Below are 12,180 nucleotides of genomic sequence, written 5' to 3'. Positions count from 1 at the left end.
TTCTTCTCCTATTTTCTAAATCACAAATAAAAATGAGAAAAACGTATTTTTATAGTTTAGTATTGATGGTATTAAGTGTTGTTAGTGTACAGGCACAACAAGACGCACAATACACAAATTACATGTACAACACGTTAAACATCAATCCAGCTTATGCAGGTTCAAGAGGAACTATGAGTATTTTTGGATTGCATCGTACACAATGGGTTGGTTTAGATGGTGCACCAGTTACAAATACTTTGGCTTTACATACCCCTATAAAGAATTCAAATTTAGGCATGGGATTGTCTGTGTTAAATGATAGAATTGGTCCTTCAGATGAGTCTACTATTTCGGCTGATGTATCGTATACCATTGATGCGTCTGAGCGCTACAAGTTAGCTTTTGGTATAAGAGGTACGGCTAATTTATTAAATGTTGATTTTAGTAAGTTACATATTTATAATCCAGGTGATGCATTGGCACAATATAATATAGACAATAAATTTTCTCCAAATGTAGGAGCGGGGTTATTTTTATATTCAGAGAACACGTATATTGGTTTATCTGTTCCAAATATTTTGGAAACCAAACATTTTGATAAGGGACAAGGTACATTTAATTCCAATTCGATTGCTTCAGAACGCATGCATTTCCATTTAATAGCAGGTAAAGTATTTGACATTAATGAAGACCTTAAATTTAAACCAGCAGTATTAACAAAAGTTGTACAAGGAGCTCCGTTACAGGTTGATTTATCGGCAAATTTTATGTTTAATGAAAAAATTGTTTTAGGAGCTGCTTACAGATGGAATGCTGCTATGAGTGCGATGTTAGGTTTCCAACTTTCAGATTCTTGGTTTATAGGTTATGGATATGATGGCGAAGTAACTAAATTAGCCAATTACAATTCAGGTTCGCATGAACTGTTTTTACGTTTCGAATTGTTTAATAAAATAAATAATGTAGTTTCCCCACGATTCTTCTAAGACAGATAATAGACATATGAAAAAAATAACAACAATTGCAGCGAGCCTAATTTTGATTACAACAGTAGGTTTTGCACAAGAGAAGAAAGTAGCAATAGCTACTAAAAATTATGACAACTTAGCTTACGTTGATGCGGTAAAGGTATATAAGCGTGTTGCTGAGAAAGGATATAAATCGGTTGAAGTATTTCAAAAGTTAGCAAATGCTTATTATTTTCAGGCGAATTTAGAAGAAGCAGCAAAATGGTATGGCGAATTGTTTTTGTTAACTCAAGATTTGGAACCCGAATATTTTATCCGTTATGCACAGAGTTTAAAATCAGTAGGAGATTATACAAAGGCAGATGAAATCATGACTATCTTAGTTCAAAAAGGAGCAAAAGATACGCGTGCAGCCTTGTTTGTACAAAACAAAGATTACCAAGCACAAATTAAGAAAAACTCTGGACGTCAAGAAATTAAAAATGCAGGTTTTAATTCTGAATATTCAGATTATGGTACAGCTATTAATGGAGACCAATTGATTTTTTCATCTACCAGAGAAACAGCAAAAGTATTTAAGAGAAAACACAGTTGGACGAATCAATCGTTTACCAATTTATATGTTCTAAAGTCAACTAGTTCAACCCCCGAGTTATTAAACAGTAAAATTAATTCAGCCTATAATGAGTCAACCCCCGTTTTCACAAAAGACGGAAAGACCATGTATTTTACGAGAAATAATTATTTTAAAGGAAGAACTAAAACAGACCAAAACAAGATTGTTTTATTAAAATTATATAAAGCCACTTTTGACGGCAAAAAATGGTCAAAAGTAGAAGAGTTACCCTTTAATAGTAACGAATACAGTTGTGCACACCCTGCATTAAGTACAGATGAAAAAACGTTGTATTTTGCTTCTAATATGCCGGGGACTGTTGGTCAATCAGATATTTTTAAAGTAGCTATACGAAATAATGGAACTTTTGGTACCCCAGAGAATTTAGGCAAAACAATAAACACAGAAGGAAGAGAAACATTTCCCTTTATTGCTGCGGACAGCAAATTGTATTTTGCATCAGACGGACATGTAGGTTTAGGCGGATTAGATGTGTTTGTATCTGAAATAACAGCTCAAAATAGTTATACCGAACCACAAAATGTAGGCGCACCAGTGAATAGTGGAAGCGATGATTTTGGATATGTTGTAGATGCGACATTAAAATCGGGTTATTTTACATCAAACAGAAAACAAGACAATTTAGGATTTGATGATATTTATTCGTTTACAGAGAAAAAAGCATTAGAGACAACAACTAAAATACAAGGTCAACTAACAGATGCATCTACAGGAGAAGTGATTCAAGGAAAAGTAATTTTATTTGATAATAAATATAATAAAGTAGCAGAAGTACAAACAGATGCTATGGGTAATTATATTTTTGAGAACGTACCTAAAGACCAACAATATTATGTAAGAGCAGAGAGTGTTTCCTATGCGACAAATGAAGCTGTTGCGGTTTCAGATCAAACAAAGACAACGTTAACGTTAACCAAACAAGTAAAAACACTTAAAGTAGGCGACGATTTGCGTAGCGCACTAAATATTGATATCATCTATTTCGATTTAGATAAATCGAATATTAGAGAAGATGCTACGGTAGAATTAGCAAAAATTGCCGAAGTGTTGCATGAGTATCCAACAATGAAAATTGCTATTTGTTCTCATACAGACAGCCGTCAAACTCATCAATACAACCAAGTTTTGTCGGACAAACGCGCTCAATCTACAAGAGATTGGTTAATTTCAAAAGGAATTGCACCAGAGCGATTAACAGCAAAAGGATACGGAGAAACAGAATTGTTAAATGTTTGTGCAGATGGCGTGTTGTGTGCAGAATCAGACCATCAAAAGAACAGACGTAGTGAGTTTATCATTATGGCAAATTAAAAAGAGCGTATGAAATGGTTTTCGTTTTTTAAGTCCAAGAAAAAAGATGATTCTTCTTATAATTATAAAGAGATTAAGAAGTTTTATGAAAATTTACTAAAGCTAAAAGAAAACCGACCTCATTTTGATGTGGATTCAATACTAAAAAATTTATATCCTGCAATTGATATCGAGAAATTAAAAAATAATTAGTTAAGCATGTTATAATTATGTATGTCCTAAATTACAGTTAGGCATAATAAAAAAAGCTGTCGAAAGACAGCTTTTTTGTACACCTAATAAGTGAAATGTCTAACAATCTACATGAAGAGTTAGATGTAATTGTATATCTATTTAAACAAAATAACCTCTAAAGAAAAATAGAGGTTATTGGTTCGAGAGAGTACATCTAACAAGTGTAATGTATAACTTTATTTATAAAAATTAAAACATCATTGATAGTATTAAGAAATCTTTCAATTGACATCAAACTAATATTTAGTTTTATAGCTTTATTTTTTATTTTTTGAATATCTATATCATAAGCGAAAATGAACTGATTTAGTTCAAAAATAAGAGATTGTTTTCAAAACCCTTAAAAAAAAAAATTGAAATATTAACGAAATACTCTCTTAGTAAAAAACCAATTTAGTTTGAAGACGTAAACTTTTTTAATCACGTTAATTCTTTTAGTAGAGTGTTTTAATTTTAAAACCAGCACCGTTTGTTTATTTTAAAATTTGTAAAAATAAATGGATTGATTAATCTTTTTTAAATGTTAAAAATATAACCATATTTGTTAATATTGTTATATTTTAAAAGCGATGCAAGAAGTTTATTCTGTTTTTTTTGTTGTTGTGTGTTATATTAATTATTTTTTTATTTTTAAATAAATATTTTTTTATTTTATTGATATTCAAATGTTTATGTTTATGTTTGTTTGTATTATTCCTTTCAAAATTCAGGAATTATTAAAAGTAAAACTTATTCATTGTTTCATAATAACATATATTTACATTAGAAAAACTATTTTAATAAAATACGATTTTAATTAATTATATAGATAATATTTTTAAATTCGTTATTAACCAAAATTATATAATATGACTAATTTCTACAAAACGACTGTAGCAAGTTTTCAAAAAAACAAAAAAGGAAAGAGATTTTTAGGTCTAATATCAATTTTTTTACTGTTTTTTTCTTTGTTTGAATCACATGCTCAAACTACAATTATTAATCCCGCTGCTGAAGGTGGGTTTAATTTAGGAAATACATTTGCCGCAAACGGATGGACGGTTGCAAATCAAGGAACAAATCCTTCTAAATGGGTTGTTGGAAATGCGGTTTCTGCAACAACAACCGCAACAACCGCATCTGTAGTTTCTGGCACAACTACATTAACCTTAACGACAGGTAATGCAAATATATATCCGGGAATGAAAGTTACTGCTTTGGAAAGTGTACTAGCCCCAAACACTTATGTTTCGGCTATTACTGGAACCGCTTTAACTTTATCTAATGCGACGATTGCTGCTTCAGGAACACCTGTTACGCTTACATTTGGTTTCGGGTCAAATGATGGCGCAGTTGGTTCTTCTGCAACAGTTGCAAATGGATCTGCTACTATTACATTATCAGTTGCAAATCCAGGAATTGTTGTTGGACAATCTATAACAGTTACTTCAGGCACAGCAGTGCTTGCCCCAAACACTTATGTTACCAATGTTAGTGGTACTACTATTACATTATCTCAACCAACCATAGCATTATCTGCAACTGCTGTTACTTATAGTTTTGGAGCAACAACTTCAAATATCTCTGGTAATGCTGCTTATGTTTCAAATGATGGAGGTTCAACTAATACACCTTATGGATATGCAGGAAATAGAACACTATATTTTTATAGAGATGTTACAGTTTCTGCTGCTCAACAAGCAATGACTTTAACATTTGATGTAAAATCACCAATAGCATCTTCTAGTGGTTGGCAGGTTTGGGTTGCACCAACTTCTCAGTCTATAGTTGGAACTGATACTCAAGTTACTGCTCCTTTTTTAAATACAGTATCTTGGCCAGGAGCCACTTTGATTGCTTTTAATCATACTTCTCAAGTAGGAACTACAAAACAAACAGCCTTTATTCCTAAAAGCTTTGCAGGAACTACATTTAGATTGATTTTTGTTTGGACTAATGGTTCATCAGCTCTTACTTTGCCTTCTGTAGCAATTGATAATATTTCTCTTGTATCTAGACCAGCAACTGATATAAATAGTATAGGTACAGGATTATGGTCTAATCCAGCTATTTGGGATATTGCTGTTCCAACTCCAGCAGACACTGTAATTATTAACGCTTCAAACGTGGTGTCAATTGATTGTAAATATTCTGGAGCTAATGATTTATTTATAGCTGGAACTGGCGCAACGCTTCAATGGGCTAATACCGGAACAGTACTAGATGAATTTAAAATTTCTAATGATTTAGGAATTAGTGGAAGTGGAGCTAGATTCAATGTTTATGAAAGCGGATTACCTGCAAATGGTAAGAAATTATTTGTAGCACATGATATCAATATAACTGCGGGTGGAAGATTTGATACTTCTGCACCTGCATTTACTTCAAACTATGGTTATTTAAATTTAAACGGTTCAACAGTTCAAACGGTAACAGTTGATGGAACTAGTTTTGTTGGAGGCACAACAAACATCACAACAACTAATACAAACCAACAAAACGTTATTGGTCAATTGGCAATAAACAATACAAGTACCGCTACCCCAAATATTATTTGGAACGCCAATAATATAAAAATTGGTGGAAAATTCTTGAATAGTACAGGAAGAATTGCTTTAGGAACAAATAAAATAACTATAGGTAATTATAGTTCTATTAGTGGTACTAGTGAGCTTTTAAATGCCGGTACTGGGTTTATTGGGGGAACAGTTTCTAAATGGATTAGTAATTCATACACAAATACTGTTCCTCCTGGTGTTGATTATCCTTTTGGAATTACAAATAACTTTGGAACTATTTATCAAATACTTGACGCTTCTGGTAATAATCGTTGGATGTTGGTTTATCCAGATGCAATTCCAGCTACAGCAGGAGAAGTAGCTGTTAGCTATACAGACGCTAATACAGTTACTACAGGATTATCAGTTGCAGATGGTAGTTATACTATAAACAACAGATACGATGGCAATTGGACTATTACTACTCCAAACAGTAATACTTCAGGTACAGGAGCAGCTATTACATTTGCAGCCAATGCAACTACTAATACTTTTAGACTAGGTGCTTATGCAACAGGAGGTTATGTGGCAAATGATGGGACATCACGCTTAATGAATGCTACAGCAGCATTAGCAGGTACACATCAAGACGGAACAACTACTCCTTTTGCATTTAGAACCGGTATTCCATTGACTTCTTTAGTGGCTTCTCCTATATATGTTGGAGCTTCATCTTCTTCCGTGATTTCTACTTCTGGAGCAGCAATTTCTGCAACTACCGGATTGTGGAATAGTGCTACAACTTGGGTTGGAGGAGTGGTTCCTACAGCTTGTCAACCTGTAATAATTGCAGCGGGTCATACTGTAACCGTTAGCGGAACTGCAGTAGCTGGAAATGTTACTATCAAAAATGGAGCTACTTTAGTAAATGCTTCTGGTACACTAACAGTAGGATGTTCAGGTAATAATTCATTTTTAATAAATAATGGGACATATACTTGTAATGGAGGGGTAGTCACTGTTAATGGTTTCGTTTCTCACGGAGCAAGTAGTGCTTTTAATCATACAGGAGGTGATATCATTGTAGACGGTAATGATAATGGTAATGTAGCTACGAGTGTTGGTTTTGGTGGTTCTATTTTTAAAATTGAAACGTCTAATTTGAATTTAACAGGGGGTAAAATTACTATTGTTGATCCTCTTGTAAATTCTGGAACTTCAATTACAGCATCTTCAATTGGGGCATTCACCTCTACTACAGAAGGTACAACAGGAACTTTTTCAGGAAATGTTGGAACCACTGCGGTAACAAGCGGGGCTACTTCAATTGTTATGGCTAGCAATGCTGCTAGTTCTAATATGTATGCTGTGGGAATGTATGTTTCTGGAACAGGTATTGCAGCTGGTACAACAATTACAAACTTAACTGTTAATGGTGTCTCAGGGGCTGCTACTATTACGTTATCAACTGCAACAACAGCTGCTATTTCTGCTGGTACTACCCTACAGTTTTCATCAATGGCTAATGGATGTAATAGAATTACATTAGCAATTAATTCTATAAACGCCAATTTAGCTGTAGGAGAAGGAGTTTCAGGACCAGGAATTCCAGCTGGTACTTTGATAACAGCTATAACTACCAACACTCTTTCAGGAATTGGGAGTAGTTTAGTTTCTTTAACGTTATCAAATAATGTAACAGGACTGACCATAAATCCAATTAATACAGCGCAAACAATAAGCTTTGATCCAGTTACTCCAGGCTCTTATGCTTCAGTGTTAAGCGCAACAAATTCGAACATTATTCCTGGTATGGTTGTAGTAGGTACAGGTCTTCCAGAAGGAACTTATGTTACTGATATTACGGGTACTTCAATAAAATTTTCGCAACCTATACTGTCTGGTGCGCCATCTCCTTTATCATTGAATTTTTATTCAAAAAACTTTGAGGGATCAGGTGCTTTTGTTTATGATTCACCAAATCATTATGCCGCAGGCTTAGGACACACTTTACAAATTGGTGATGGGGTTTCAACTCAAAAGGGTGCTGTTACCACTTATGGATTTAACTGTGTATTTCAAAAATATATTGTAGGAGGAATGTTGTCGTTAGGAAACTTAATCATTAATGCTCCTGATGGTAATAGTAGATTTATGAACTCCATGACTGGACCAGGTAATAACGGCTCTTGTAATATGAACGTCCAAGGAAATTTCACTATTACTGCAGGCAGTGTGTTTAAAAAACATGGTGCTAATTCAACACTTTATGTAGGAGGGAACTTAGTAAATAATGGTTCTCTATTTACTGGTTTAGGCGGTATTACTTTAGTAATGGGGAATTTCTCTAATGGTTTCTGCGTACCTTCAACAATAGCTCAAACCATATCAGGTACGGGAACTTTTAGCAATAATTTATATTCTCTTGCTGCAGGTTACCCTGGATCAATTGCTTCATTAAATATTAATAACACAAATACATCTGGAGTTACACTGAATGTAGCTAATTTTAGAGCACAAGGTGTTACTCTTACTAATGGTATTTTGCATACTTCTTTATCTTATCCGCTTTTAGTAGGTGATTTTATTGGCGCTGGTACAATTAATACAAGTTCAAACACAACTCCTAATGGGTCTGGTGTTGCTCTTGCAGGTTACCCTAGATATGTTGAGGGGCCACTTCAGGTAATTATCCCAACAGCTGCAACTGCAACACAATTTAAACCATTCCCATTAGGTAAAAACGGAAAATTTCTTCCAATTCAAATTGCAGGTGCTGGAGGTGTTGAATTACTAGCAGAGGCATTTGATACTAATTCTGGTACAACAACCGCTAATGCTTCTTTATTAAGTTCTAATAGATGGAAAGTTACTAGAGTAGGAACTGGAGGTGCTTTTACAGCTTTCAATGTTCAATTGGGAAATTCAGATGTAACCGCTTCAAACATTTTAGTTCAAGCATCTACCGACCAAGGTACATATGACACATTTGCTGGGAATACAACTATTTATAACGGAGCTGTAGGTTTTGGACTTCCTTATGATACCCCAACAAAAACTAATACCCCAGTACTATCATTAACAACTGCACCAACAACTGGTTATACGGGTTATTTCTCTTATGCTCAAGGAGCTGCTTGCTCGGGTACTCCAGCCCCAGGCAATACAATTGCTTCAGCAGCAAATGTATGTGGAGGAGCGCCTACAACTTTGAGTTTACAGAATACTACTACAGGCACAGGTGTTACATATCAATGGCAAATTTCTACTGATGGCGGAATTACTTTTTCAAATATATCTGGTGCAACTTCTTCAACATACATTGCGTATCCACTAGTAAATTCAAGTTATCAGTGTAATGTATCATGTTCAAATGGCACTCCTGTAAATTCAACACCAATAGCTATTACTCTTTCAAATACTGCAATTCCAACCGTAACAGGAACTACTATTTGTAATGCTGGAGTGGCAAACTTATCTGCATCGGGTACAGGTACACTTTCGTGGTATGGTACTGCAACTGGAAGTTCTGTATTAGCAACAGGAACATCTTATGCCCCAACAATTAGTACAACTACTACTTATTATGTTTCTTCAACAACCGTAAGTTCAAATAGCGCAGGACAAACAACTCCTACAGGAACATCGACAGCTACAACTAACTTTAAAGGGCTTTCTTTTGATGCTACTAGGGCTTTTAAATTAAATTCAGTCACCGTATATCCAAAAAACACTGCTGCGGGTCAAACTCCTATTACAATAAGGTTATACGATGCTACTGGAAATATAGTTCCGGGTACTTCAGATGTAACGTTTACTCCTACACTGAACACAGGAACAGCAAATACAATTTCTCAAACAGTAACACTTAATTATAACGTTCCTGTAGGTACAGGTTATAGATTAGTAGCCGCTTACGGAATGGGTTCAAATAATACATTAGGAACAAGCACAGCGACACAAACATTCCCTGCTGCTTATAGTTCATTTACTATAACGGGTAATGTTTCTGATTTATCTACTGCTCCATCAACAACTGCAGGTGCTTACAATTGCTTTTTCAATATTCAAATTGATGAATATTGTGAAACCGCTAGAGTACCAGTAACGGCAACTGTAATAGCTACTCCAACAATAAGTTCAACTGCAGCTACTTGTTCTGCGGCAGGAACATCCACAATCTCAAATTATGATGCCTCTTTAACTTATACATTTAGTCCAACTGGACCAACTGTAGGAACTGGAGGTGCTATTTCAAATGCAACTGCTGGAACGGCTTATACCGTTACAGCTGCGAATGCAAACTGTACATCTGCTAGTGCATCATTTAATAATGCGGTTCAATTAGCAGCTCCTGCTACGCCAACAATAAGTTCAACTGCAGCTACTTGTTCTGCGGCAGGAACATCCACAATCTCAAATTATGATGCCTCTTTAACTTATACATTTAGTCCAACTGGACCAACTGTAGGAACTGGAGGTGCTATTTCAAATGCAACTGCAGGAACGCCTTATACAGTAACAGGAGCGAATGCAAACTGTACATCTGCTAGTGCATCATTTACTAATGCGGTTCAATTAGCAGCTCCTGCTACGCCAACAATAAGTACAACTGCAGCTACTTGTTCTGCAGCAGGAACATCTACAATTTCTAATTATAATGCAACTTTAACTTATACATTTAGTCCAACTGGACCAACTGTAGGAACTGGAGGTGTTATTTCAAATGCAACTGCTGGAACGGCTTATACCGTTACAGCTGCGAATGCAAACTGTACATCTGCTAGTGCATCATTTAATAATGCGGTTCAATTAGCAGCTCCTGCTACGCCAACAATAAGTTCAACTGCAGCTACTTGTTCTGCGGCAGGAACATCCACAATCTCAAATTATGATGCCTCTTTAACTTATACATTTAGTCCAACTGGACCAACTGTAGGAACTGGAGGTGCTATTTCAAATGCAACTGCAGGAACGCCTTATACAGTAACAGGAGCGAATGCAAACTGTACATCTGCTAGTGCATCATTTACTAATGCGGTTCAATTAGCAGCTCCTGCTACGCCAACAATAAGTACAACTGCAGCTACTTGTTCTGCAGCAGGAACATCTACAATTTCTAATTATAATGCAACTTTAACTTATACATTTAGTCCAACTGGACCAACTGTAGGAACTGGAGGTGTTATTTCAAATGCAACTGCTGGAACGGCTTATACCGTTACAGCTGCGAATGCAAACTGTACATCTGCTAGTGCATCATTTACTAATGCGGTTCAATTAGCAGCTCCTGCTACGCCAACAATAAGTACAACTGCAGCTACTTGTTCTGCAGCAGGAACATCTACAATTTCTAATTATAATGCAACTTTAACTTATACATTTAGTCCAACTGGACCAACTGTAGGAACTGGAGGTGTTATTTCAAATGCAACTGCTGGAACGGCTTATACCGTTACAGCTGCGAATGCAAACTGTACATCTGCTAGTGCATCATTTACTAATGCGGTTCAATTAGCAGCTCCTGCTACGCCAACAATAAGTACAACTGCAGCTACTTGTTCTGCAGCAGGAACATCTACAATTTCTAATTATAATGCAACTTTAACTTATACATTTAGTCCAACTGGACCAACTGTAGGAACTGGAGGTGTTATTTCAAATGCAACTGCAGGAACGGCTTATACAGTAACAGGAGCGAATGCAAACTGTACATCTGCTAGTGCATCATTTACTAATGCGGTTCAATTAGCAGCGCCTGCTACACCAATAGTAAGTACAACTGCAGCTACTTGTTCTGCAGCAGGAACATCTACAATTTCTAATTATAATGCAACTTTAACTTATACATTTAGTCCAACTGGACCAACTGTAGGAACTGGAGGTGTTATTTCAAATGCAACTGCAGGAACGGCTTATACAGTAACAGGAGCGAATGCAAACTGTACATCTGCTAGTGCATCATTTACTAATGCGGTTCAATTAGCAACGCCTGCTACGCCAACAGGTAGCGCGGTTCAAAACTTAACAGGAGGGGTTGCGTCTGATGTTACTATTGAAGATATTGTTGTAACAGGTTCAAATGGCAATTGGTATGTAACTCAAAGCGATGCTTTAGCAAACATTAATCCGTTACCAGTAGGAACAGTTTTAGTTTCAGGAAACACATATTATACTATAAGTGTTTCTAGTGCAGGATGTATAAGTAGCACTGCTTTAGCAGTTACTGTAAATGTTACTTTAGGTGCAGAAGCATTTGAAATTAAAAATTTAACCGTTTATCCAAACCCTATTGAAAACGAATTAAATATTAATTCAAATGACTTAATAACAAGAATTGAAGTTTATGATATGCTAGGTCAATTAATCAAATCTATAACAAATAATAGTAATAGTTTACGAACTGATTTGAACGAATTAAGTAGCTCTACTTATATTATAAAAGTATATTCTGATCAAAAAATTCAAACTATTAAAATGATTAAAAAATAATCATTAATAATAATTTTTTTAGTGAGGCGATTATTGTTGATTGCCTCACTTGGTTTTTAAATAAGACAAAAAACAGTAC

Annotated in this window: 4 protein-coding genes; all 4 read left to right on the top strand. The window is 35.2% G+C overall.

From position 1 onward, the window contains the following. Positions 1-32 precede the first annotated feature (32 nt). Positions 33-968, top strand: a complete 936-nt coding sequence (locus RF683_RS09905; protein WP_309532126.1) for a PorP/SprF family type IX secretion system membrane protein — start codon at positions 33-35, stop codon at positions 966-968. A gap of 16 nt (positions 969-984) precedes the next feature. After that, the gene (locus RF683_RS09900; RefSeq protein WP_309532125.1) at positions 985-2,898 is read left to right on the top strand and encodes an OmpA family protein; all 1,914 of its coding nucleotides are present in this window, start codon (positions 985-987) and stop codon (positions 2,896-2,898) included. 9 nt (positions 2,899-2,907) lie between these two features. After that, positions 2,908-3,090 (top strand): hypothetical protein, encoded by a 183-nt coding sequence (locus RF683_RS09895; protein WP_309532124.1) that lies wholly within the window; start codon positions 2,908-2,910, stop codon positions 3,088-3,090. A gap of 890 nt (positions 3,091-3,980) precedes the next feature. Further along, positions 3,981-12,101: a beta strand repeat-containing protein gene (locus RF683_RS09890; RefSeq protein ID WP_309532123.1), complete on the top strand. Its 8,121-nt coding sequence runs from the start codon at positions 3,981-3,983 to the stop codon at positions 12,099-12,101. The last annotated feature ends 79 nt before the right edge of the window (positions 12,102-12,180 follow it).

The sequence above is a fragment of the Flavobacterium sp. 20NA77.7 genome, assembly GCF_031326205.1.
GTDB classification, from domain to species: Bacteria; Bacteroidota; Bacteroidia; order Flavobacteriales; family Flavobacteriaceae; genus Flavobacterium; species Flavobacterium nakdongensis.
Note: the sequence above shows the minus strand (reverse complement) of the source record. Positions and strands in the feature narration are given on the sequence as shown.